Origin of the sequence: Bradyrhizobium sp. PMVTL-01 (assembly GCF_051861855.1) — a bacterium.
In the GTDB taxonomy this organism is placed as follows: Bacteria; Pseudomonadota; Alphaproteobacteria; order Rhizobiales; family Xanthobacteraceae; genus Bradyrhizobium.
Map to the genome: position 1 here is coordinate 7,333,104 of NZ_CP193982.1, position 24,165 is coordinate 7,357,268.

20 protein-coding genes and 1 pseudogene are annotated in these 24,165 nt (G+C 65.7%); 7 read left to right on the forward strand and 14 right to left on the reverse strand.

Annotated elements, in window-relative coordinates; all coding sequences use genetic code 11:
* Nucleotides 1–114: 114 nt before the first annotated feature.
* The gene (locus tag ACRQ5Q_RS35325; RefSeq protein ID WP_439370227.1) at nucleotides 115–1,185 is read right to left on the reverse strand and encodes an alpha/beta hydrolase; all 1,071 of its coding nucleotides are present in this window, start codon (nucleotides 1,183–1,185) and stop codon (nucleotides 115–117) included.
* Between the two features lie 896 nt (nucleotides 1,186–2,081).
* On the opposite strand from ACRQ5Q_RS35325, the gene ACRQ5Q_RS35330 reads away from it, so the two are divergent.
* The 3 genes from ACRQ5Q_RS35330 to ACRQ5Q_RS35340 all read left to right on the forward strand — a co-directional run bounded on the left by ACRQ5Q_RS35330 (nucleotide 2,082) and on the right by ACRQ5Q_RS35340 (nucleotide 5,886).
* Complete coding sequence (locus ACRQ5Q_RS35330) at nucleotides 2,082–3,146, forward strand: ketopantoate reductase family protein (protein ID WP_439394526.1); 1,065 nt, start codon at nucleotides 2,082–2,084, stop codon at nucleotides 3,144–3,146.
* A gap of 301 nt (nucleotides 3,147–3,447) precedes the next feature.
* Complete coding sequence (locus ACRQ5Q_RS35335; protein WP_439370229.1) at nucleotides 3,448–4,266, forward strand: YkgJ family cysteine cluster protein; 819 nt, start codon at nucleotides 3,448–3,450, stop codon at nucleotides 4,264–4,266.
* A gap of 105 nt (nucleotides 4,267–4,371) precedes the next feature.
* Nucleotides 4,372–5,886, forward strand: coding sequence for a helicase HerA domain-containing protein (locus ACRQ5Q_RS35340; protein ID WP_439370230.1), 1,515 nt, complete (start codon nucleotides 4,372–4,374; stop codon nucleotides 5,884–5,886).
* A 56-nt stretch (nucleotides 5,887–5,942) separates the two neighbouring features.
* On the opposite strand, the gene ACRQ5Q_RS35345 is transcribed toward ACRQ5Q_RS35340, so the two are convergent.
* From ACRQ5Q_RS35345 to ACRQ5Q_RS35380, 8 genes and pseudogenes are all read right to left on the reverse strand, one after another.
* Entirely contained in the window at nucleotides 5,943–6,680 is a 738-nt protein-coding gene (locus ACRQ5Q_RS35345; protein ID WP_439370231.1) for an ABC transporter ATP-binding protein, read from the reverse strand.
* Nucleotides 6,677–7,525, reverse strand: coding sequence for an ABC transporter ATP-binding protein (locus ACRQ5Q_RS35350; RefSeq protein ID WP_439394528.1), 849 nt, complete (start codon nucleotides 7,523–7,525; stop codon nucleotides 6,677–6,679). Before ACRQ5Q_RS35350 ends, ACRQ5Q_RS35345 begins: the two co-directional genes overlap by 4 nt.
* Nucleotides 7,525–9,348, reverse strand: a complete 1,824-nt coding sequence (locus tag ACRQ5Q_RS35355) for an ABC transporter permease (RefSeq protein WP_439394530.1) — start codon at nucleotides 9,346–9,348, stop codon at nucleotides 7,525–7,527. The genes ACRQ5Q_RS35350 and ACRQ5Q_RS35355 overlap by 1 nt, the downstream gene beginning before the upstream one ends.
* 139 nt (nucleotides 9,349–9,487) lie before the next feature.
* Nucleotides 9,488–10,645: an ABC transporter substrate-binding protein gene (locus ACRQ5Q_RS35360; protein WP_439370234.1), complete on the reverse strand. Its 1,158-nt coding sequence runs from the start codon at nucleotides 10,643–10,645 to the stop codon at nucleotides 9,488–9,490.
* Nucleotides 10,646–10,698: 53 nt separating this feature from the next.
* Nucleotides 10,699–11,274: an alkylhydroperoxidase domain protein gene (locus ACRQ5Q_RS35365; protein ID WP_122401784.1), complete on the reverse strand. Its 576-nt coding sequence runs from the start codon at nucleotides 11,272–11,274 to the stop codon at nucleotides 10,699–10,701.
* Nucleotides 11,275–11,286: 12 nt separating this feature from the next.
* The gene (locus ACRQ5Q_RS35370) at nucleotides 11,287–11,886 is read right to left on the reverse strand and encodes a CMD domain protein (RefSeq protein WP_439394532.1); all 600 of its coding nucleotides are present in this window, start codon (nucleotides 11,884–11,886) and stop codon (nucleotides 11,287–11,289) included.
* Between the two features lie 33 nt (nucleotides 11,887–11,919).
* Nucleotides 11,920–12,958, reverse strand: a pseudogene (locus ACRQ5Q_RS35375) (putative FMN-dependent luciferase-like monooxygenase).
* 140 nt (nucleotides 12,959–13,098) lie between these two features.
* Entirely contained in the window at nucleotides 13,099–13,893 is a 795-nt protein-coding gene (locus ACRQ5Q_RS35380) for a MetQ/NlpA family ABC transporter substrate-binding protein (RefSeq protein ID WP_439375682.1), read from the reverse strand.
* 187 nt (nucleotides 13,894–14,080) lie between these two features.
* Between ACRQ5Q_RS35380 and ACRQ5Q_RS35385 the strand changes: the two genes are divergently transcribed.
* Nucleotides 14,081–14,215, forward strand: a complete 135-nt coding sequence (locus tag ACRQ5Q_RS35385; RefSeq protein ID WP_439394534.1) for a hypothetical protein — start codon at nucleotides 14,081–14,083, stop codon at nucleotides 14,213–14,215.
* Nucleotides 14,216–14,222: 7 nt separating this feature from the next.
* Here ACRQ5Q_RS35385 and ACRQ5Q_RS35390 read toward each other — a convergent pair whose 3' ends face one another.
* Complete coding sequence (locus ACRQ5Q_RS35390) at nucleotides 14,223–15,668, reverse strand: MATE family efflux transporter (protein WP_439394535.1); 1,446 nt, start codon at nucleotides 15,666–15,668, stop codon at nucleotides 14,223–14,225.
* A 140-nt stretch (nucleotides 15,669–15,808) separates the two neighbouring features.
* On the opposite strand from ACRQ5Q_RS35390, the gene ACRQ5Q_RS35395 reads away from it, so the two are divergent.
* Nucleotides 15,809–16,387, forward strand: a complete 579-nt coding sequence (locus ACRQ5Q_RS35395; protein WP_439370239.1) for a TetR family transcriptional regulator — start codon at nucleotides 15,809–15,811, stop codon at nucleotides 16,385–16,387.
* Between the two features lie 221 nt (nucleotides 16,388–16,608).
* On the opposite strand, the gene ACRQ5Q_RS35400 is transcribed toward ACRQ5Q_RS35395, so the two are convergent.
* Entirely contained in the window at nucleotides 16,609–17,796 is a 1,188-nt protein-coding gene (locus ACRQ5Q_RS35400; RefSeq protein WP_439394537.1) for a CaiB/BaiF CoA transferase family protein, read from the reverse strand.
* A 166-nt stretch (nucleotides 17,797–17,962) separates the two neighbouring features.
* Between ACRQ5Q_RS35400 and ACRQ5Q_RS35405 the strand changes: the two genes are divergently transcribed.
* Nucleotides 17,963–18,847: a VOC family protein gene (locus ACRQ5Q_RS35405; protein WP_439394539.1), complete on the forward strand. Its 885-nt coding sequence runs from the start codon at nucleotides 17,963–17,965 to the stop codon at nucleotides 18,845–18,847.
* A 12-nt stretch (nucleotides 18,848–18,859) separates the two neighbouring features.
* Here ACRQ5Q_RS35405 and ACRQ5Q_RS35410 read toward each other — a convergent pair whose 3' ends face one another.
* The 3 genes from ACRQ5Q_RS35410 to ACRQ5Q_RS35420 all read right to left on the reverse strand — a co-directional run bounded on the left by ACRQ5Q_RS35410 (nucleotide 18,860) and on the right by ACRQ5Q_RS35420 (nucleotide 22,150).
* The gene (locus ACRQ5Q_RS35410) at nucleotides 18,860–20,515 is read right to left on the reverse strand and encodes a copper resistance D family protein (RefSeq protein ID WP_439394541.1); all 1,656 of its coding nucleotides are present in this window, start codon (nucleotides 20,513–20,515) and stop codon (nucleotides 18,860–18,862) included.
* 1 nt (nucleotide 20,516) lies between these two features.
* Complete coding sequence (locus tag ACRQ5Q_RS35415; protein ID WP_439370242.1) at nucleotides 20,517–20,879, reverse strand: copper resistance CopC family protein; 363 nt, start codon at nucleotides 20,877–20,879, stop codon at nucleotides 20,517–20,519.
* Between the two features lie 173 nt (nucleotides 20,880–21,052).
* Nucleotides 21,053–22,150, reverse strand: coding sequence for a HoxN/HupN/NixA family nickel/cobalt transporter (locus ACRQ5Q_RS35420; RefSeq protein ID WP_439394543.1), 1,098 nt, complete (start codon nucleotides 22,148–22,150; stop codon nucleotides 21,053–21,055).
* Nucleotides 22,151–22,348: 198 nt separating this feature from the next.
* Here ACRQ5Q_RS35420 and ACRQ5Q_RS35425 point away from each other — a divergent pair, with 198 nt between their 5' ends.
* Nucleotides 22,349–24,142 (forward strand): peptide ABC transporter substrate-binding protein, encoded by a 1,794-nt coding sequence (locus tag ACRQ5Q_RS35425; protein WP_439394545.1) that lies wholly within the window; start codon nucleotides 22,349–22,351, stop codon nucleotides 24,140–24,142.
* The last annotated feature ends 23 nt before the right edge of the window (nucleotides 24,143–24,165 follow it).

Sequence of the window (24,165 nt, forward strand, 5' to 3'; positions counted from 1 at the left end):
GGCCAAAGCGCGACGGGAAGAGAGAACGAATTCCAGGTCCGTCCAGCGTTGTCTCGGGATGACTGCGCCGCGCTCGTCGCGAGAACGGCGCGGCGTCCCGTCGAGGATCCTGTGCTAGAGATAGGTTACGGGGTCGAGGCGACGGACAGCTCCAAGCCTGGCGTCGAGCCACTCGAAAATGAAGTCGTCTACCGCGATGAAATTCTCGACCTCGCCCTGAGGATATGGGATGAGGTTCGGCACGACGACCGAGCAGTCGGCTCCGGCCTGGCGATAGCCGGCTTGCAGTTCGAGAGCCTCCTGTTCGCGCACCATCGAGCGGCTCCCGACCACCATGAGAAGCGGGCAGTCCATTCGGCGCGACGACGGCAACGGACACATCGAGGCTACGCCCTCGACGCCTGTGATCCAGTCAACCGATGCTTGGCGCGTAATCGACCGCAAAAGACCGCCGTCACACACGGCGGCGGCGACCCTGCAATCCGAAAGCACGAGGCGCGAGGCATGGCTGGCGCCCGCGCCTTCGCCGTAGATCCCGATCCGCTGCGCGTCGACATCCGGGCGCGCCTCCAGATAGTCCAGCCAGCATTGGAGGATATGCTCCTGTCTGAGCGGAGGACGAGCAGGCGAACTGCCGGGATCGATCAGCAGAAGAGACATGTTCCGGCGCAGCGACGCGGGCAAAAGCCTGCTCATCATCGAGGCCAGGGTGATGTCCTCGTCGGCGATGCAGATGACCGCGGGCGCGGAAGGCCCGTGACGGAGCGCCGGCAGGAAGAAGCCGGTCAACGTCCCCTGACCGTAGCCGTCGGTTTCGACGCGCTCTATCGCTTGAGCCGCATCGTCCGCGAAGCTTCGCAGGCTGAAACCGACCCTCTCGGCGAAGTCGGTACTCGCGAGATCGTCCGGACAAGACAAGCTTCGCGCGACCTCGAACGCCATCAGCGCGCACATCCACGCCTCGTGCGCAATCCGGCCGGCACCATCTGCGCGCGCGGATTCGGCGGAGCTCCGATAGTCTTCCGCGAGCCTCAACCAGTCTGAGACCCACAGATGCCTGTGCGCCTCACGCGCAAGCTCCGCGACAGACAGACTTTCAAAAAATTCAGACGCGCGCTTTCGCAAGCGTACCAGGCTTCCACCGGCGCCATCGCTGGCGCCGTGAGGCCAATGATCACCTTCCATTTTTTTCCCCGAACGGCGCGTCAGCGATTGGCCAGGTTTGCCGGCTGCGCTCTCAGCGCAACGCCGTGCACGCCTGCTCGATGCCATCCCAGGCGTACCTGGTCGCATGCATCGCGCTTGCGTCTGCTGAGGCCGTCCGTCTCGTCGATCTGTCTCGCGGCGATCTCGACTCCGCGCAGGGACGAGACACCGTGCCCCGCGAAGGATCGGGGCTTTGCTGCAGCGAGACCCCATCCGATTTTCGTTTCGTCTTCGCTTCGTGCGGGCGGGGGCACTTGGCCAAGCGGTGTGCAGCCCCCATCGGCCGGTCTCAACACAAGTTGCACGCCGGCTCCAACTCAATCGTCACGCCTCAGCTCCGTTGCTGATCTACAGTTACGGCCCCGCGCCATTTTGCCATTTTTTCGGTCTCGCGTTTGCAGTTTTTTGTTGCGGCTGACGACTAAAATTTGGCTCCCATTTGCTCACAGAAGAGGCATGACTGGTATCGACCTTTCATGAAGGTCTTATGGGCGCATCCGCCGCGCTGCCAATCACCGCAGCAATGACGGTGCGGGCCGCTTCATCGACGAGACGACCACCCCGCCCCGCACGTTTGCGCACCGCGCGACGGGCGCACGATCGCCTCTCCCCGACGAGCCGGATGCATTCGGGATTTCGGGACATAACGGGACATAATTTGACTTGGGCAACGAACCGGATCTGCAGAGCCCTGGCCGGATGGGATTCCGTCGCATTTCGGTCGTCAGGGCACGACCCGCCGCCCCCGACCTTCCGCATCTTGTATGCATTATCCCAGTTGCCATTGCCGGCCGGTTCGCTTTACATGCCGACCAATCGCTCCTCGGACCAAAGCCAGGGCGCAAAAATCACACGACATCTCCAAGGGACGAAACATGGCGCGTAACATTCTGATTCTCGGGGCTTCCTACGGCTCCCTGCTGGGCACGAAGCTGCTGATGGCGGGGCACAATGTGACCCTGGTCTGCCGCGCCAAGACCGCAGAGCTCATCAATCGCGACGGTACCGAGGTGCGCATCAAACTGCGCGACGAGGCGGTGCACCGGGCGATCTTCTCGCGCCACCTGCCCGGCAAGCTCGACGCCGTGACGCCGGCCAACGTCGACCTCTCGCGTTACGATCTGGTTGGGCTGGCGATGCAGGAGCCGCAATACACCAACCACACGGTGCGCGTCCTGATGGTCAAGATCGCGGCGGCGAAGCTGCCATGCCTGTCGATCATGAACATGCCGCCGCTGCCCTATCTGAAGCGGATTCCGGCGCTCGCCGACATGGACCTCGAGGAGGCCTACACCAATGCGCAGGTGTGGGAACGGTTCGAGCCGGGGCTGGTGACGCTGTGCTCGCCCGACCCGCAAGCGTTCCGCCCGCCGGAGGAAGCCGCGAACGTGCTTCACGTCGGCCTGCCCACCAACTTCAAGGCCTCGGTGTTCGCCGACGAGAAGCACAACAAGCTGCTGCGCGAGTTGGAGGCCGACATCGACGCGGTGACGCTCGACGGCCACGAGGTGCCGGTGAAGCTGAAGGTGTTCGATTCGCTGTTCGTGCCTCTGGCGAAATGGTCGATGCTGCTCACCGGCAATTACCGCTGCATCACCCCGAACGAGCCGCAATCGATCCGCGACGCCGTGCATAGCGACCTCGCACGCTCGCAGACGATCTACGACCATGTCGATGCCCTCGCCCGCCGCCTCGGCGCCGATCCGCAGGACCAGGTGCCGTTCGCGAAATACGCCAAGGCCGCCGAAAGCCTGCTCAAGCCGTCGTCGGCCGCGCGCGCGGTCGCAAGCGGCGCGCCCTTCATCGAGCGCGTCGATCTCCTGGTGAAGCTGATCTCGCATCAGCTAGGCGTGCCCAATGCCGAGATCGACCGCACGGTCGACACCGTCGATCAGAAGCTGAACGAGAAGATCGTGCAGGGCGGATCGGGCGCACAGTAAACGCGCCGCGTCCGTCGCACGCGCCGAGGTCGGCCTGATCCGTGTCATTTCACGCGGGAGACGCGGTTCGCGCAGCACCGACCCGTCGCATCCCCTCAATCGCGCAAAAGAGCTTACGGTTCCCGGTGCCGCGCCAACGCAACGAAGGCATCGCGCGGCCCTGATCACGCGATCGTGTCGCCGCGCGCGTCCCGTCATCTTGCTTCGCACATGGGCGTCAGCAACATAGTTTTTCAAATCAGCTTTCCGGCATTGGTTTGCACGACCTGCGTTGGGTATCCACACAAGAACAGAAGATGTCATGGACCAGGCGATGCTGAGCGTCGTCCGCGCGGTGGAGGCGGGCGCGACGACGATGAAGGGCGTGATCGATGCCACCGGGCTCTCCCGTCTCAAGATCGAACGTGCGCTGACCGCGCTGGAGAAACAGAAGCTGCTGGTCCGCGATGGCCAGGGCTTTCGCGCGACCGGCCTGCCCAAGAGCGCCGCTCCCACGCGGCAATGCGGATCGTGCAATGCCTGCTGCGACATCCTCGAAGTGGCTGGGGTCGACAAGCCGGTCAACCAGCTCTGCCGGCATTGGCAGGCCGGCACGGGATGCACGATCTACGAACGCCGTCCGCAGATGTGCCGGTCATTCGTCTGCGCCTGGCTGCAGGGCCATCTCGACGACGACTGGTTTCCGGCGAAGTCGGGCATCGTGGTGCATTTCAGTCAGGACGCCGTCAACGTCACGGTCGATGACGATTGTCCCGACCGCTGGCGCGAGGAGCCGTATTTCAGCAAGCTCGCCGAATGGTCGCTGAACGGGATCAGGCGGATCGGAAATCGCGGCTACGCGACCCTTGTCGTCTCCGGCGCCGAGAGGTTCCTGCTGCTCGGACGCACCGTCGTGCCCGAGCCGACATTGTTCGGCACGGCGTTCCTGCCGCTCACGGCCGACACCTTCCGGTTCTGGCGGGCGAGGTCGCCCGAGCATCTGCAGCGGCTGCACGCGCGCATCGCCGAGATCGAGCGGATCCGGCAGGAATTCGGCTCCTGCGCGATTCCGGAGAACGAGGACGACGATCCGCAGGCGCCCTACCGGCCCGCACTTCTGCGGCTGTCGAATCACGCCTGAACGACGCCGTGGGCAACGCGGCCTGATTTGCGCTGCAGCGCTCGACGCGCCGCGGCGGGATTGATAAGCCCCTGTCCGCAGATGATGGGGACTTGAGTCGGGGACATGACGGTTGCGATCGAGATGGGGCAGACCACGGCAGGCGCCGCGGCGGCCATGGACCTCGAGGAACTGCTGGCGACCCGTCTCCTGGTGCAGGGCAATTCGGGCTCCGGCAAGTCGCATCTGCTGCGGCGCCTGCTGGAGCAGAGCGCGCCCTGGGTGCAGCAGGCCATCATCGATCCCGAAGGCGATTTCGTCACGATGGCCGAACGCTTCGGCCATCTCGTGATCGACGCCGAGGACCACACCGAGCGCGGCCTCCAGGTTGCCGGCGAACGTGCGCGGCTGCATCGCGTCTCCACCGTGCTCAATCTCGAGGGGCTGGATGCCGAGAACCAGATGCGGCGCGCCGCAGCCTTTCTCGGCGGCATGTTCGATGTCGACCGCGACCATTGGTACCCGATGCTGGTGGTGGTGGACGAGGCGCAGCTGTTTGCTCCCGCCGTTGCCGGGGAGGTTTCGGATGAAGCGCGAAAACTCTCGCTCGGCGCGATGACCAATTTGATGTGCCGCGGCCGCAAGCGCGGGCTCGCCGGCATCATCGCGACCCAGCGCCTCGCCAAGCTCGCCAAGAACGTCGCGGCGGAAGCGTCTAATTTCTTGATGGGCCGCACCTTCCTCGACATCGACATGGCGCGCGCCGCCGATCTGCTCGGCATGGAGCGGCGGCAGGCGGAAGCCTTTCGCGATCTCGAGCGCGGCCAGTTCATGGCGCTGGGACCGGCGCTGTCGCGCCGTCCGCTGCGTCTGAACATCGGACCGACCGCGACCTCCCCGCGCAATTCCACGCCGCGGCTGATGCCGCTGCCGGAGGCCACACTTGAAGACGCCCGCGCGGTTATCCTGGCCGCGCCGCCGCCCGATGCCGGCCGGCCGCAGCGCCGTGCGGCGCCGGATCTGCTCGAGCAGCTCCGCGCCGCGAAAGCCGCAGCCGTGCCGGAAGCCCGCACGGAGCCGATCGAGGTGCCCGTCAGCGCCGAAGAGCTCGGCGAGCGGCGCGAGCGTGTCGATCGCACGCTGAGAGCCGTGCTCGCCGAGCCCGATGCCGGCTTCCGCGCCATCGGCGTGCTCTATCAGGAATTCGTGGTCCGCTGCCGCATCGAGGGCCTAGGGGCGGCGGTGCCCGATCTCAACGAATTCCGCCGCATGCTGACGCATGCGCGCGCCGGCGTCGGCACGGATCTCACTGAAGACGACGCCTGGCAGGACGTGTCGCTGCGCGCCTCGATCCTGCCGGACGACATGCAGGGTGTATTCATGATGATCGCGCGCGCCGCCAAGGAGGGCTGGCCCTGCCCCGGCGATGCCGCGATCGCGCGCGCCTATGGCTCGCATTCGCTGCGCCGGGCGCAGCGCCTGCTCAGCTACATGGAGGAGCAAGGGCTGATCGTCTGCCAGCTCGACGGCGGCGGACGCAGGATCGTGACGCTGGTGGAGCTCGCCTGGGCGACGGCGCCGGGCGATCCCCATGCCGACGGGCTGCCGGCCGGGCCGGCGCAGAAAGCGGCGTCGGCCTGATTGTTGCCACGAATGAGATGCGCTCCCTCTCCCGCGTGCGGGACAGGGTGAGACCGCTACGCCGCCTCGGAGCCGCCGAGATAGGCGTCGCGGATGCGCGGATCGTCCTTCAGCGCGCGGGCCGGACCTGACAGCACGATCTTGCCGGTCTGCAGCACATAGGCCTCGTGCGCGATCTCGAGCGCGAGGCTGGCGTTCTGCTCGACCATGAAGACCGACACGCCCTCCTGGTTGATGGCGCGGATGAGCTCCAGCACGCGATCGACATAGAGCGGCGACAGGCCCATGGTCGGCTCGTCCATCACGATCATCCTGGGACGGCTCATCAGCGCGCGCGCCATCGCCACCATCTGCTGCTCGCCGCCGGAGAGGGAGCCCGCGCGCTGCGACAGCCGCTGGCCGAGTTTGGGGAACAACGTGAGCATCCTGTCGAGATCCTGCGCCACCGCGTCGCGGTCGTTGCGCACGAAGGCGCCCATCAAAATGTTCTCGCGGACGCTCATGTCCGCGAACAGCCGCCGCGCCTCCGGCACCGAGGCGACGCCGCGGCGGACGATCTGCGGCGTCGTCAGCCCGATCAGCGAAGCGCCGTCGAACGTCACCTCGCCCGAGCGCGGCTTCACCAGTCCCAGAATGATCTTCATCGTCGTCGACTTGCCGCTGGCATTGCCGCCGAGCAGGCAGACGATGTGGCCTCGCGCGACCGTGATCGACAGGTCGAAATGCACCTGCGCCTGTCCGTAGAAGGTGTTGACGTTGGATAGCGCCAGCAGCGGTTCGGGTACGCTCGTCATGCCGCGCTCTCCTGCTCCGCCGTCCCGGACAGCCCGTGGCCGAGATAGGCCTCGATCACCTTGGGATCGTTCCGCACCTGTTCGCCCGGCCCTTCCGCGATCTTCTTGCCCTCGTCCATGACGATGACGCGGTCGGACAGGCGCATCACCATCTCCAACTTGTGCTCGATCAGGAGGATGGTCAGCCCTTCGGCTTTCAATTCGGCGACGAGCGCCTGCATCTCCGCGGTCTCGGTCGGGTTCATGCCGGCGGTCGGCTCGTCGAGCAGCAAGAGGCGCGGCTTCAGCGCGAGCGCGCGGGCGATCTCGACGCGGCGACGGTTCGCGTAGGAAAGGCTATAGGCCGGCTGATCGATGCGCGGCAGCAACCGTTCGCCAAAGCGCGCGAGGATGGCCTTCACCTCCTCGCGCAGCCGCTCCTCCTCCGCCTTAACGCTCGCGGGACGCAGCAGCGCGAGGCCCAGTTCGAGCAGCGGACCGATCACCGGCACGGCCGGCTTCACCGCGCGCAAGCGCGTATGCGCGCCGATCAGGACGTTGTCCATGACGCTGAGATTGCCGAAGACGCGGCCGAGCTGGAAGGTGCGCGCGATGCCTTCGGCGGCGAGACGCTCCGGCGAGAGACCTGTGATGTCCTGGCCTTCGAAGCGCACGGTGCCGGCGTCGGGCCGGTCGAGCCCGGTCACGAGGTTGAACAGCGTGGTCTTGCCGGCGCCGTTCGGGCCGATGATGCTGATCAGTTCGCCCTTGGCGAGATCGAGATCGATGGCATCGACGGCGGTGAGACCGCCGAAGCGGCGCGTCAGCCCGCGCAGGGACAGCATGGGATTGTACTGCTCCGCCATCAGAGCGTCCCCAGCAGGCCCTGCGGCCTGAACCGCACCAGCAACAGCAGCACGATGCCGTAGATCAGGATGCGATACTCCGCCGCGATCCGGAACACCTCGGGCAGGCCGACCAGCGCCACCGCCCCGACGATCGCACCGACCACGTTGCCGAGGCCGCCGAGGATGACGACCGTCAGCGCCAGGATCGATTGCTGCGTGTTGAAGGTCTCGTGGTTGATGTAGGAATAGAGATGCGCGGCGATGCCGCCACTGACGCCGGCCGCAAAGCCGCCGAAGACGAAGGCGAGCGATTTGTAGCGGTTGAGGCTGAGGCCGTAGGCGCGCGCGGCGATGTCATCGTCGCGGATCGCACGAAAGCTGCGGCCGAGATGCGACGTGAGCAGGCGTCCTTGCAGCAGCGCCAGCACGACCATCACCGCAAAACTGAACCAGTAGATCGAGGACGGGCTGATCAGGTCGTAGCCGAACAGCGACAGCGGCGGGATGCCGGAGACGCCGATCGGACCGCGCGTGACGCTCTCCCAGTTCAGGATCACCAGCGAGACGATCTCGCCGATGGCCAGGGTCGCGATCGAGACATAGTGCCCGCGCAGGCGGAAGGACGGCGAGATCAAGAGCGTGCCGAGCGCCGCGCTCGTCAGGCCGCCGGCGATGATGGCCAGGCTGACCGGGACATTGAGAGTTAGCGACAGCAGCGCGGAAGTGTAAGCGCCGATCGCAAGCAATGCGGCGTGCCCGAGCGAGACCTGTCCCATCGTGCCTGCAACCAGCGTCAGGCTGAGCGCGAGCATGCCGAGCAGCCAGGCGTTGATCAGCGTCTGGAGCACGTAGAACGACACCGGGAAGAACGGCAGGACGGCAAAGCCGGCGGCGGCGACAGCCAAGGTCCAGCGCGGAATGCGCACGGGGCGGCTCGGCGCGATGAAGGTGCCGGTGAGCGGCTCGGGCGGCGCCTGCCGCGCGCTGGCGAACAATCCGTTCGGCCGCAGCACGAGCACGACGACCAGCAGCAGGAACGCGAACAGATTGCGGTAGCTGGTGCCGAACACGGCGACGCCGTAGCTCTCGACCAGGCCCAGCAGCAGGCTGCCGATCACCGCCCCCGGCACGTTGCCGGCACCGCCGACGACCTCGGCGACGACGCCCTTCAGGGTCGCCTGCAGGCTCATCGCGGTGTCGATCTGGTTGTAGTACATGCCGACCAGCATGCCGGAGACGCCGCCGAGCGCAGCCGCAATGCCGAACACCGCCTGATTGACGCGGTTGACGTCGACGCCCATCTGCATCGCGGCGTCGCGGTCCTGCGAGGCCGCGCGCACCGCCCAGCCGAGCTTGCTGTAGCGCAGGAACACGAACAGCAGGAGCGCGCTGGTGAGGCCGACGCCGGCGATCAGCAGATCGAGCGGACCAATGGTGCCGCCGCCGAGCTGGAAGCGCACGTCCGGCAGCTGGCTCGGCAGCGCGCGCGGATTGGGCGAGAAGGTCAGCATCACCAGCTGATCGAGCACGAAGCTGATGCCGATGGTCGCGAGCAGCGGCGCGATGCGCACCGAGTTCTGCAGCGGACGCAGCCCGAACCGCTCGATGATCAGTCCGACCACCGCCGCGGCCGCCGCCACCACGACGATGGTGAGCGGCAGCGGCGTATGCAGCTGCACCACCGCGACCCAGCCGATATAGGCGCCGACCAGATAGATCGAGCCTTGCGCGAAGTTGATCAGGCGGCTGACGCCGAAGATCAGCGCGAGCCCGACCGCAACGAGGGCGTAGACATTGCCGACGATCAGCCCGTTGATCGTGTAGTCGAGCCAGGAAGACACGCGATGGTCCCACTCAAGAGGAAGCGGCCGGAGCCCGAAAGCGCGATGAGACCATCGCGCTTTAGTTTGTTTTTACGCATGATCTTTCCGGATAACCGCTTCGCACTTTTCCGGATCATGCCTTGGCCCGGCCATCAGGTCAGGTCGGCTTGCCGTCCCAGAGCGTGAACTGGCCCTTGCGCACGACCAGCTCGGCGTTCATGGCACCCTTGACGCGGCGGGTCGCGACGTCGAACGTCGCGGTGCCGAAGATGACGCTCGGAACGTCCTTGACCTTGGTGAAGGCGTCGCGGATCGCCTTGCGGTCGGTGCCGCCGATCTTCACCACGGCGGCCGCCATGTTCATGGCGTCGTAGGCGTAGGCGTTGAAAGCGTCAGGTTCGATCCCGTTGTACTTCCTCTTGAAGCCGGTGATGAATTTCTGCACCTCTGGCCGCGGGTCTTCCGGGAAATAGCGCGTGCCGACATGCACGTCCTCGACCGCCTCGCCGCCAAGCTCCAGGAATTTCGGCGAGTAGACCGAGCTGGCCGCGCAGATCACCTGCTTCAGGCCGACTTGTCGCGCCTGCCGCGCGATCAACGCGCCGTCGGAATAATAGGAGATCAGGATCAGCCCATCCGGATTGGCGTCGCGCACGCGCACCAGTGTGGAGCGGAAGTCGCGCTCTTCGGCAATGTAGCCTTCAGTGACCGCGATCTCGGCGCCATATTCCTTGGCGGCGTTGACGAAATAGTCGCGGCTGGTCCGGCCCCAATCGGTGTTGAGATGCAGCACAGCGAGCTTCTTCAGGCCAAGGCGCCTCACCGCATAGGACGCTAGCAGCGGCTGCTCGTCGGCCTGACTGACCGAGGTGCTCCACATGAAGTCCCCTCCCTTGGTGAAGTCAGGATGCGAATTGGTGAAGCCGAACTGCACGAGGCCGGCACGCTGGTAGATCGGCGATGCCGCCATCGAGGCGGGACTGGAGAAATCGCCGAGCTCCATGACGATGCGGGGATCGGACACGAACTTCTGCGCGATCGCCACCGACTGGCGCGGGTCGCTCTGGCTGTCCTCGAACTGGTAGGCCAGCTTGCGCCCGTTGATGCCGCCGGCAGCCGTGATCTCGTCGAGCGCGAGGTCAAAGCCCTGCTTCCACTGCGTGCCATATTGCGCATTCGGTCCCGTCAGGGGTCCGCTGACGCCGAGCAGGATCGGCTCGGAAGATTGCGCAAACGCGCTACGCGAGAAGGCCGCGCCCGCCATCATGGCGGCGAGCGAGCCCTTGACCAGGGTACGACGATCGATGTTGCTCATGCACGGCTCCATCCACTTCAGTTGTTACAAGCAGCAATTTCTATGCCGGTTCCCTATTTCGAGGGTTCACCGAGCGACAGCATCAGCCGGTTCGCCCAGTTGAAGAACGAGGCGCCATTGATGACGTCGACGATCTCGGCATCGTCGAGACCGGCGCGGCGCAGTTCCGCGATATTGTCAGGGCCAAAGGCGATCGGCGTCTCGGCCAGTGCCACCGAGGCCTTGACCACGGCATTCCAGCGCTCGCCGAGATCGGCACCAACGCCTTCGTCGAGCAGGCGCTGCACGTCGTCGCGGCGCTTGGAATAGGTGCTGGCAAAGCGGGCATGAACGGAGGCGCAATAGATGCAGCCGTTGTAGCGCGAGGTCGCAGCCGCTGCGAGCTCGCGCTCGGCGCGGGGCAGGCCGTCGGCAACGTTGTAGAAGATGTCCTTGTCGGTCTTGGTACGGGCCTCCAGCACTTCGGGGTCGCGTACCAGCAGACGGAAATACTCCGACTTGGCGCGGGCGCGATCGACGAGACCGGCGAAATGCCGCTCCGTCAGCTCGGCTTCGGGCAGCGGGTCGATCCACGACACCCAGCCGAGCTCGTCCTGGGTGAAAACGACCGGCGGATTGACGGTGCTCATGATTGCTGCCTCCTACGCGCTTGCCGCTGCGAGCGTGCGCAAGCCGCTGACGACGCGCACCTGGAACGACAGGAACGCAACGAGCTGCGACAACGTGACGATGCCGGTCTCCGACCAGCCGGCGGCCAGCAGCGCCTTCATGTCGGCGGATGTGGCATCGCGCGGGCGGAAGACCAGGAGATGCGCATGCTCGAACGCCGCAACCAGCCGGGCACCGAGCTGCGGTTTACGTTCCGCGCTGACGCGATAGATCAAGCCGGCCTTGTTCTCGACCGACAACGGTCCGGCCGGAAAGGCGCCATAGGGACCGGAGGTCTTGCCACGCCCGATCTCGATCTGGATCGGCTCGACCAGCCCCGCGCCATCCGCATTCGCTGCAAGCTTGTCGCGATAGAAGGCGGCGACGGGGGACTCGCCGTGGAGCCCTGTCACGAAGGCTGCGACCGCGGCGCGTTCGGCACGCGAAAAATCCCCGGCGTCGATCGGCTCGAACAGCGAGAGATAGCTCTTCTGCGCGTTCTCGCGCGCCTGCAGGCGACGCGCGCGGATGGCATCCAGAGCCGATCCCGGCTCAATGCCGGCGAGCGTGTCGATGATGTCGTTCGTGCTCATCAGTCAGCCTTATCCAATTCCGTCGAGCCGGGGCTAGCCCGCCAACGCCACGTCGGGTGCGGCGGTCCTGACCCAACCCAGCGCGGGCGCGACCTTCTCCGCGACCAGCTCGATCGAGCGCAGCACGTAGGGATGCGGCGCGTCGACCGAATGCACCTGGAAGACCAGATCGGTCACCCGCTCCAGCGTGCCATCGGTGCGGAGCGAGACGATCACCTCGTCGGCAGCGCCGACATGGGTGTCGAACGCCGCGATCATCTCCTCCAGCGTCTCGCCCGGCGGAAGGTGACCGCCCTTCATGAATTGCGGCAGAGCGCGGCGCAGTCCGATATCGGCAAGCCGCATCGCCTCGCGATGATCGTCGGCGACGAAGACGCTGCGCGAGGCCATGATGCGCGGCTCGCGGCCCGGCGGCAGCGCTTCGAGATAGGCGTCGATGATCGGGTTCTGGATCTCGGCGAGCGTCGCCTTCGGCGCGTCCTTGGATCGCGGCTGGGTGCGCGACAGCAGGAGGCCATCCCCGGCCTTGCCGGCGCGGGCGCCGCCGGCGACGGAGAATGTCGCCTGCCAGATCCGCTTATCCAGTTGCGGCCGCTGCGGATAGAGCGTGTCGCCGCCGTCGAGCGGCTTTCCGGTCAGTGCCTTGCGGACGATGCCCAGATTGCGCGCAAAAATCTCGTTGCGCTGGGCGCCGTCGAGGCCGAAGGCGGCGAAGGCCGACGGGTTGCCGCCCGGTGCCGACGCCAAGCTCGAAGCGGCCGTTGCACAGGAGATCGAGCACCGCAGCGTCCTCCGCCACCCTCACCGCACTCTCCAACGGCAACGTGACGATGCCGGTGCCGAGGCGGATGCGCGAGGTTCGGGCTGCGACATAGCCGAGGAAGGTGAAGGGCGACGGCAGACCGCCCTCGCGCTCGTGGAAATGATGCTGCGCGATCCACGCGGAATCGAGCCCGGCCTTCTCGGCGCGCACGATCTGCTCGGCCGCGAAGCGATAGCGGTCCGCCGCCGGCGCCTCGTCGAGCAGCCGCGTGAAGAAGCCCAGGCGTTTCAGGTTTGCAAAGCGTTTCATACGATCCCTGTCGGGCGAGGATTGCCACGCCCCCGATGATGTCGGTTGCCGCAGTTCCAGACAAGCGGGCATTGCGCAGGGCTCATACGCACGGCTGCCCCTCGGATCGCCCTTGCACCGGACTCCGGGGGGCAGACTGCCTACCAGCTCGGCAGCACCGCGCCCTTGAACTTGGTGAGGACGAACTCCTTCACCTCGGGCGTGTGATAGCTGTCGACGAGGATCTTGACCCAGGGCTTGTCCTTGTCGGCGGCGCGAACCGCGATCAGGTTGACATAGGGCCCCTTCGGGTCCTCGCGCAGGATCGGGTCCTTGACCGGATCGAGGCCCGCCTGGGTTGCATAGTTGGTGTTGATCGCGGCTGCGTCGACGTCGTCGAGTGCGCGCGGAGCCTGCGCCGCATCGACCTCGATGAACTTCAGCTTCTTGGGATTCTCGGTGATGTCGAGCACGGTCGGCTTGAAGCCGGTGCCGTCCTTCAGCTTGATCACGCCCTTGTCGCGGAGCAGCAGCAGCACGCGGCCGCCATTGGTCGGATCGTTCGGGATCGAGACCTTGCCGCCTTCGGGGATATCGGCGAAGGACTTGTGCTTCTTCGAATAGACGCCGATCGGGAAGTTCACGGTGAGGCCGACGGCCTCGATCTTGTAGCCGCGGTCGGCCTTCTGGTTGTCGAGGTAAGGCTGGTTCTGGAACGAATTGGCCTGGATCTCGCCGGCATCGAGCGCGGCGTTCGGCACCACGTAATCGGAGAACTCGAGCAGCTGGATGTCGAGGCCCTGCTTGGCGGCGATCGGCTTCACGGCTTCGAGGATCTGCGCATGCGGCCCCGGCGTCACGCCGATCTTGATGGTCTCGGCTGCGGCTGCGGCGGACCATGCGGCAAGCACGGCCGAAAGGATCAGCGGAAGGCGAAACGACATCTTGGTCTCCATCACTCAACGACAGTCATTGGAACCGTATTCGCTTCTCCGCAGCGCGAAATCAATGAAAAGGAAATCCATATTGGCACGGCACGGCGAAGAACACCTTCTCCATTCGGCGCAAAATAGGAAACGAATTCACGGCCCACAACGGCGCCTCCCGCCAGCCTGAGGCGGATCACGGCGGGACAGCGCACCGATGTTCGCCGATGCGATACTCTCATTCGCCGAAGAGGTCTCGCGCTGGCTGGCTGAGCCGAAGGCGGCGGTGGAACTGCTGACCAACGTGCTGCTGATGTCGGTGCTGGCCATCGGCGTCACAAGCACCAGGTGAACGGCCTCTATTCGGATTGCCAAGTCGATGGCGATAGCATGATCAGCGCGCAAATCGCCGCATAGGCGAGCAGCGAGATCGTGATCATGGCGGCGAGTCCCGCCATGCCGGCACCAAAGCCTGCCACCGCGATCCAGCCGCCGCCGGCCGCGATCAGGATACGCACGACCGAGGACGCGAGCGGGCCCATGGCTCGACCGGTGCCCTGGACTGCGAAGGACGTCACGAAGCCGAAGCCGAGCACGGCATAGGCGGGCGCGACGATGCGAAGATACGTCATGCCCTCGCTCACCACCTCGGCTTCGTGGCTGAAGAGGTGCAGCCAGGCGGTCGGGACGATCGCGACCAGGAGGCCGATCGTGCCCGTCATGGCCATGCCGACGACGCCGCTAATCCAGCCGATTTTCCGCGCCCGCGCCAGCTGCCCGGCCCCCATGTTGACGCCGACCATGGTCAGCGTCGCCGTGCTGATACCGAACAGCAGCGGGATCATGATGTAGTCGAGCCGCGAGGCAATGCCATAACCGGCAAGCGCAGAAGTGCCGAACAGGCCGACCGCGCCGGTGACGAGGATAACGGTGAGATTGGTCAGCACGGCATTGAGCGCGGTGGGAATGCCGACCTTCAGCATGTCACCGAAGATTCTTGCACGCAACGGTACGACGTGGAGTTTCAGGCCGGTCGCTCCCGACGCCATGTAGCGCAGCAGGAACAGCATAGCCGCGCCGTAATAAAGACCGAAGGCGACGCCGGCGCCGCCAATGCCGAGCCGCGGAATCGGCCCGAAGCCGAAGATCAGCGCTGGCGAGACCGGAATGGTCACGATCGCGCCGACCAGCGTCACCAGCGCCGGCACCCTGACATTGCCGGAGCCGCGCAGCGCCGCCGCCTGGAGGTTGACGATCCACACCGGGATGGCGCCGGCGAACAGATAATTGGAATAGGTGGTGGCGGCAGCGAGCGCACCGTCCGTGCCGCCGAGGGCGTGATAAAGATGTGGCCCCCCGAAGGTCACGCCCAACATGAACACGCCGCCCGCGATGATCGCGAGCAGCACGGCATGAAACAGCGCCGCCTCCGCGTCGTCGCGGCGGCCGGCGCCGACCGCGCGGGCGACGGAGGATGCAACGCCGGAGCCGAACCCGCCATTCGACATCATGGTCATCAGCATGAAGATGGGGAACACGAGCGCGGCGCCCGCCAGCGCGTCGGTGCCGAGGAAGCCGACATAGTACGCCTCCGCGATGTTCACCGCGGTCTGCGCCACCAGGACCGTGACGGTCGGCGCGGCGAGACGGAGCAACGTCGGAAGAATGGGCGCGGTGAGCAATGCCGCGCGCCTCTGCTCGGCCACGCTCGGGGTCGCTACCGCCGCCTGGCGAAGCGGCGCTGCAGCGCGGGCCACGAACTTCGGAGCGGACAAGGGCCGCGCGGCGGCATCCTCGACTGACATGGGCGCGATCCCTTTTTATCTCTCGGACCGCCGGTCGGCCGCCCATTGCATTATGACCATAATGTATTATTATGATCGTAATGCAATGAGGCCCTGCCTCACGATTTCGTGGCCGGCGCGAAAGGCCACAAGGAGGCGCGATGGCGCGTTACGACAAGGGACACAGGAACGCGACGCGGCGACATATTATTGACGTCGCATCGGCACAGTTCCGCGAGAGCGGCATCGCCGCGGTCGGGCTTGCCGGCATCATGTCGGCGGCCGGCCTCACCAACGGCGCCTTCTACACGCACTTCGAATCCAAGGAGGATCTGGTGCGCGCGGTGCTGCTGGATGCGCTGGAACGGCGCGAGCAACGGCACAAGGACAATCTCGCGAACGGGATCACGCTCGCCACCACGATCCGCGACTACCTCTCGCCGCGCCATCGCGACCGCGCGGCGACCGGCTGCCCGACCGCGGCGCTCGTATCCGAGATCGCGCGGCACCCGAAGACGACACGCGAGGCCTTCACCGCGAAGATGTCCGACATCATCGCGCTGATGGCCGAGCAAATGCCGGACGGACCGGCCACGGAGCGGCGCCGCAAGGCCATCGTGGCCTATGCGACCATGGTCGGCGCGCTGCAATTGTCGCGCGCCGTGAACGACAGGCGATTGTCGGACGAGATTCTGGAGAACGCGGTCGAGGCCGCGCTCACGCTTGCGAATGGGCCTTGATGCACGCGCAATCGACGGTCTCGGACGCCCATGTGTGGTCATTTGCGGGCCGCGGCAACGAATCTGGCGCCGGAGCAACGCTACGAAACTTGATGCGTTTGCACGGAGCGGGTTAGCGTTGCCTCGCAGCCCTAGAACTTCCCCAAGCTCCTCTAGATCGCCCTGGACCGCCGCCTGAACGTTTCAGCCGGCGGTCCAGTCCATCCGCCGCGCAACATCCGCTAAACGATGCCGCTCCGCCGAAGTGCTTCAATGGCAGCTGCGTCGTAGCCGAGCTCGGCGAGGACGCGATCGGTATGTTCGCCGAGCGTGGGCGGGCGCGCCGCGATCTCTCCCGGCGTTTCCGACAGCCGCACGGCGGCACGCATCACCGGCGCAGGTTTCGGCAAGCCGGGATAGTCGACGTCCTGCATGAAACCGGCGGCACGGATGTGCGGATGATCCAGCGCCTGTTGCGGGCTCAGCACGGGCCCGGAGGGAATCATCGCCTTGCCCAGCGTGTCGACGGCTTCCTGCATGGTGCGCTCGGCGCACCAGCGCGCCATTCGTTCGCTGATGACGGCGCCATTGTTGCCGCGGCTGATGTCGTCGGCAAAGCGCGGGTCGTTCAACCACAGCTCCTCCTCGCCCATCAGCTTCGCCCAGCGCTTGAACAGCGGATGTCCCGTGACCTGGCACAGCACCCAGCCGTCCCTGGTGCGGTAGATGTCGGCGGGCGCTGCGGTCTGACCGAGATTTCCGGTCGGCACGCGGTTGACGTTGATGACGGCCTGCTCGATCAGCGTGGCATTGGTAAAGGACAGCGCGGTGGCCAGCAGCGCGCCCTCGACGATCTGCCCGCGGCCGGACTTTCCGCGCTCGATCAGCGCGGCAAGCGTCCCGAACGCGCAGTGCAGCGCGGTTCCGAAATCGACCCAGTTCACCGCGGCCCGGTAAGGCGGATCGCCGGCGCCGGTCATGTACACCGAGCCCGACATGACCTGACCGACGCCGTCGAAGCCGACGCGATCGGACCACGGTCCCGGCCCACCGAACGCCGTTGCGGTCGTCAGGATGATGTCCCGCTTGATCGCGCGAAGCGAGTCGTAGTCGAGCTTCATCGCGCGCAGGGTCTGGGGCGGCAGATTGGCGACGACGACGTCGGCGGTCGCGATCAGACGGCGCATCACCTCCTGCCCTTCCGATTTCATCGGATCGAGCGTGATGCACTTCTTGTTGCGGTTGATCTGAAGAAACAGCGCGCCTTCGCCGCCCTCACCGACCGGCGCGACGAAGCGGTCCTCGCTGCCGTCGCGCTTCTCCACGCGAATGACCTCGGCGCCGAACTCGGCCAGCAGGGTCGCGCAATACGGTCCCGCGATATAGCGCCCGAAATCGAGGACGCGCACGCCTTCCAGAACTCCCCCCATCAATCCCTTCCTTGATGTCTTTTGCCCAGATTACAGGGACTGGTCGCCGCGGCAAGGTGGCGAAGGCGTGATGGCCGCCCTCGATATGCGATCGCCGAATTGTTTCGGCTGACGGAAATTGTGCTCTACTATGGCCCGCCCGTCCCCTCACCCAGAGCACACAGCCATGCCGCAACAATTCGATCGATCCGCAGAAGATCTCGGCAACGCGATTCATTTCGAGCACGTCAACATCCAGGTCCCGGACCAGCGCCTGGCGACACTATTCTACGTCACGGGACTGGGGCTCACCCGCGATCCCTATCTGATGGTGTCCGACACCAACATGTGGATCAACGCCGGACGGAGCCAGTTCCACCTGCCGAGCGGCAGGCCGCAGGTGCTGCGCGGCCATACCGGGCTCGTCATCGAAGGACGCGAGGCACTGCTGGCGCGACTGGCATCGGTCGCGAAGAAACTCGAAGGCACGGCCTTCACCTTCGCCGAGCACAACGACCATGTCGAGGCCGTGTGCCCGTGGGGCAACCGCATGCGCGTTTACGAGCCGGACGCGGTGCGCTTCGGCCGTATCACGCTCGGCATCCCCTATGTCGAGTTCGACGTGCCGATCGGAACGGCGCCTGCGATCAGCACCTTCTATCCGGAGGTGATGGGCATGCCCGCCAGCTTGCGCAATGGCGACGGCGCGGTTGCGGCGGTGAAGACCGGGCGCGACCAGCACCTCTTGTTTCGCGAGACCGACCGGCCGCCGGGCGACCATGACGGGCACCACGTGCAGATGTACATCACCGATTTCTCCGGCCCCTACCGCAAGCTGCTCGCGCGCAATCTGATCTCGCGCGAGGACAACCAGTATCAATATCGCTTCTGCGACATCGTCGACCTCGACAGCGGCAAGCCGCTGTTCACGGTCGAGCACGAGGTGCGCAGCGCGACCCATCCGATGTTCATGCGGCCGATGGTCAATCGCAACCCTGCGGTCAACAACCGCAATTACGCGTACGGGCACGACCAGACGTCGTGGGCAATGGGGCCGGATCAGTACGACTGATACGGAGCGGCCTTACGCTTCGCGGTATTCCAGCAGGATCAGCCCGACCAGGATGAAGGCGACCGGCCAGATCCAGGCCGCCGCACGGCTGACTCGTCCCTCGAGTCGGAGCTCGAGCCAGCGCGCCCAGCCGGCGCCGACGCCGCACAGCGCAAGGGGGGTGTGGCTCATCTCGATGAGCAACTGGTCCTTGATGTTGGCGATCGCATGGGAGTGCGTGAGCAGCAGTGCGCCGCCGAGCGCCGTGGTCAGGGGAAACACCAGGGCCGCCGGCCCGGCCTTGCTGCCGCGCAAGCGCACGCGCCATTCGAACAGGCCGAACACGGCGATCAGCAGCACGAAGATGCGATGCTGCGCCACTTCGGGATCGCGCAGCGACTCGAAGAAGCCGGCTGGGCCGAGCGGCCAGGCCTGCTCGTCGGCGCGGAAGAACAGGAAGGCGGCCATCGCGAGAAAGAGCAGCGGCCAGTGCCGCGCCCAGCGGCCCCAGCGGAAATGCTCGATGAGCGCCAGGAGACCGATCAACACCACGAAGACGCCGGCCCAGTGGTGATTGTACTCCGACCAGGCGATATCCTCTGCGTTGCGCGGCAGGATCGTGCCCTCGCCGGGAACGTAGGCCGCCTGTGCGTTGGCGCGCCCGGCATCAGCAAGCGTGATCCTGGCCTGGAGCTGCGCGACGGTGAGCTTGTCGTAGTCCGGGCTGGCCAGGCGCGGTGGCCATTGCGGCGTGGCGCGCTCGACGATCTCATGCCAGGCGAGGCGATCGTGCGGAAGATCCACGCCGGGCGGCAATGAGGTGAGCGACGCGGCGGCAAGCAGCACGGTGAGTCCGATGCCGATCTCGACCTCGGCGAAACGCTTCAGGCGGAAGATCGGCGTCGTGGGGTCGCGGCGCAGCCGCTCGACGAGGAAGTAGTTGCCCGCGCCAAGCATCAGCAGCATCAGGAGCAGGCCGAGCTTGGCCAGGGTCATGACGCCATAGGCTGTGCCGTAGATCGCAGCAACCGAGCCGATATAGTTCGCCGCCACGACGAGGCCGCCGCAGACGATCGCCGCGACCGCGGCCATCGACATCAACGAATAGCGGCGCGCGATCAGGCGCCAGTCGCCGGCATCCTTGCAGCCGTTCAGCGCGATCAGGAAATAAGGCAGACCGCCGATCCAGACCGCCGCCCCCGCCATGTGGCCGGCGTCGGACAGCAGCAGCGGCCAGCGCACTTCCGGCCGGCTCGCCGCATGCGTGAGCCGGGTCTGCATCGCCAGCGCCAGCATCGACAAGGCAACAAGCGCGGCCGACCGCAGCCGGTGCGCCGGACCGTTGGCCAGGATTGCCATGCCCAATGCGCAGGCCGCGATGACGAGGTCGGCGCGGCCGAAATCGGCACCGACGGCCTCGCTCCAGGGCACCTGGAGCGTCCCGACCAGCGCAGCCGCGTTGAGCGCGAGGGACGCGACGGTGAGGAACGCCCATGCAAAGGCGCTGAACCGCAGGAACGTGCGGCATCTCTCCTCGATCATGAGGCCATAGACCGAGAGCTTCGGCTGCAGCGGCCCCCACAGCAACAACTGAAAGGCAAGCCCGCCAAGCGTGAACGATTGGGCGATCAGGATCAGGCCCCGCAGGACAACCGACAGATAGCCGAAGATGTCGAGGAGCAGGTACACGTCAGTGGATGGTGAACGGAATGTCGCCGCGGGTGATGTGACCGTCGACGCTGAGCACCTGCCAGCGCAGGTGCCATGCCCCGGCCGGCAGCAGCGTCGCATCGGCATTGAGCTCGTCGGCGGGCGCATCGGGCGCCGGCGTCAGGGCGCGCGCCGCACCGTCCGGAGCCAGCAGCGTCAGTTTGGAGCGTGCGCGATCGATCCGGCTGTTGAAGTGCAGGCGGATCGCGACGGTGTCGCCGGATATTGTCGCGCCTGATACCGGCGAGGACGAGACGATGATCGCGTGGGCCCGGGATGCGTTCGGATGAGCAGAAAACCACAGGGCGGATAGAACGAACGCGATTCGGAAGAACGCGCGCATGATGCTCTCTCGCTGTCGACAGCCGTCTGTTTCACCTGCCCTCTTGGCGGGTGATCTGTACCGGAGGCTATGTTGGCGCGAGTTGGCTGTTCGCAAGGGCGCCGGGAATTTTGATCTGGCCACGGATCGCGGAAAGCTGCCGATTGTTGCCGCAACGACACACTGAGGTGCGATCACCCCGGCGCGGCATCCCTGCTCAGCTCGTCAGGATCGACCATGCGCCGCCGGTCGTTGGGAGCCAAGCGGTGATAGAGCACGACCGAGAGCAGCCATGCGATCACGAACAACGTGATTACGGCAAAGCCGACATTGGCGAGCGAGTCGTTGAGGGTCTCAACCAGCGACCACGGCCCGTCCGAGAGGCCGAGCCGATCCGCGATCAGGCCGAGCGCCTCGATGCCGCCGATCAGCAGCGCGACCGCGACGGAGGCGCCGGTGATGGTGAGGTTGTACCAGAGCTTGCGATAGGGATCGACGAAGGCCCAGCGATAGGCGCTCACCATCAGCGCGGAGTCCGCCGTGTCGACCAGCGCCATGCCGGCGGCAAACAGCGCGGGAAAGACCAGCACCTGTGCAAGCGATACGCCGCGCGCGGCTTCGGTGGCGGAGATGCCGAGCAGGCCGATCTCGGTCGCAGTATCGAAGCCGAGCCCGAACAGCAGGCCGAGCGGATACATGTGCCAGGTTCTTGTGACGAGGCGGAACATCGGGCGAAGCAATCGCGCCGTGAAGCCGCGGGCGGCGAGCATCGCCTCGAGCTGCGCGGCGTCATGGATGCCCCGCTCGCGCACCTCGCGCAGGGTCCGCCACAAGCCGGCGAAGATGGCGAGATTGATGGCCGCGATCACTAGCAGGAAGAGCGCCGACACCGAGGTGCCGATCAGGCCGCCGATCTGCTTGAGCAGGCTGTCGCCGCCGAGGCTCACGACGCCGAGCGCGAGCAGCATGGTCGCGACCAGGACCACGGTGGAATGGCCGAGCGCGAAATAGAGACCGGCCCGGCGCGGCGTATCGCCCGCCTGCATCAGCTTGCGCACGACATTGTCGATCGCGGCGATGTGGTCGGCATCGACGGCATGGCGCAGGCCGAACACCCAGGCCAGCAGCGCGGTCGCCATCACGGCCGGCCGGTCGCCGAACGCTGCGAAGGCGAAGGCCCATGCGGCGAGGTTGGCGGCGATCAGCCCACCGAACAGCACGCCGGGCTCGAACGCCCGCCTAGCGACATCACCTGACCGAACCACGCCACCTCCAGTATGATGTTTATACATATCCGTCATACTGGCCGGCAAGAGCCGGGCCATGTTCGTGCGACGCAGCCGGTCACCCCGGAACGCGCACCTCACGTGGGGGTTCGTCATTTCGCCGCAGGGGATGGCTTTGACTCCACGACATCAGACGTCCCAGGCTAGAGTGCACGTAACTTGCATGCCGGTAACGACTTTCTGTGTGAAGGTGGAGGTCATCTGATGAACGAAAACGACATCCGGGGTCTGATCGCGGAGGTGAAGCAAGGCACACTGTCGCGTCGCTCGTTCATCCGGACCATGGCTGCGGTCGGCATCGCAGCGCCGGTCGCAAGCCAGATCCTGCTCTGGAACGACGTGGCGATGGCGGATGCTACGCTCGAATACAAGCCGACCAAGGCCGGCGGCGGCGGCGCGCTCAAGATCCTGCTCTGGCAGGCGCCCACCCTGCTCAATCCTCATTTCGCGCTCGGCACCAAGGACCAGATCGCCTCGCGCATCTTTTTCGAGCCGCTCGCCGGCTGGGACAAGGACGGCAATCTCGTCCCCTGCCTTGCCGCAGAGGTTCCGACCAAGGCGAACGGCGGCCTTGCGGCCGACGGCATGAGCGTGATCTGGAAGCTGAAGCAGAGCGTCAGATGGCATGACGGCAAGCCCTTCACAGCCGACGACGTCATCTTCACCTGGCAATACGCAGCCGATCTCGCAACCGCCGCCTACACCACGGGCTCCTACAAGGACATCAAGGTCGAGAAGATCGACGACCACGCCGTCAAGGTGATCTTCAGGGCGCCGACGCCGTTCTGGGCCGACCCGTTCGTCGGCGGCCAGGTCGGCCAGATCCTGCCGAAGCATCATTTCGGCGATTATATCGGCGCAAAATCACGCGAGGCTCCCGGCAATCTGAAGCCGGTCGGCACCGGCCCATACAAATTCGTCGAGTTCAAGCCGGGCGATTTGATCCGCGCCGAACGCAATCCCGACTATCACATCAAGAACCAGCCGCATTTCGACACGCTCGAGGTCAAGGGCGGCGGCGATGCGGTCTCTGCGGCGCGCGCCGTGCTGCAGACCGGCGAATACGACTTCGCCTGGAACATGCAGGTGGAGGAGGAGGTCCTCAAGCGCATGGAGGCGGGCGGCAAAGGCAAGCTCGACATCACGCCTTCCGGCAACGTCGAGTTCATCATCCTCAACACGACGGACCCCTGGACGGAGGTCGACGGCGAACGTTCGAGCGTCAAGACCAAGCACCCGACGCTGTCCGATCCCGCCGTTCGCCGCGCGATCAATCTCCTGATCGACCGCGATTCGATCCAAAAGTTCATCTACGGGCGCGCCGCCCTCGCAACCGCGAGTTTCGTCAACGCGCCCAAGCAGTTCAAGTCCCCCAAGCTGAAATACGAGTTCGACATCGACAAGGCAAACAAGATCCTCGACGAGGCGGGCTGGAACAGGGGTGCGGATGGCATCCGCGAGAAGGAGGGCAAGAAGCTCAAATACGTGTTCCAGACCTCGACCAATGGCCCGCGGCAGAAGACGCAGGCCATCATCAAGCAGGCCTGCCAGAAGGCCGGCATCGAGATCGAGGTCAAGGCGGTCACCGCATCGGTGTTCTTCTCCTCTGATGTCGGCAACCCCGACACCTATTCGAAATTCTACGCCGACATGGAGATGTACAACACGACGCAGCCGCAGCCCGATCCGGAGCGCTTGCTGAACCAGTGCGTTTCCTGGGAGATCGCCACCAAGGACAACAAATGGCTCGGCCGCAACAATTCGCGCTATTCCGATCCGGAAGCCGACAAGGCCTACAAGGCCGCGCAGAACGAGCTCGACCCGGTCAAACGCGCCGCGCTGCTGATGAAGGTCGACGAAATCTTCTGCGAGGCCCACGTGTTCCTGCCGCTGCTCTCGCGCCACGTCGTCAACGCCGGGGTCAACAGCCTGATGACCGACATCTCGGGCTGGGACACCATCACGTGGAATCTGGCGAGCTGGTATCGGAGTTCGTAGCTCGCAAAGGATCTGGAATGCCT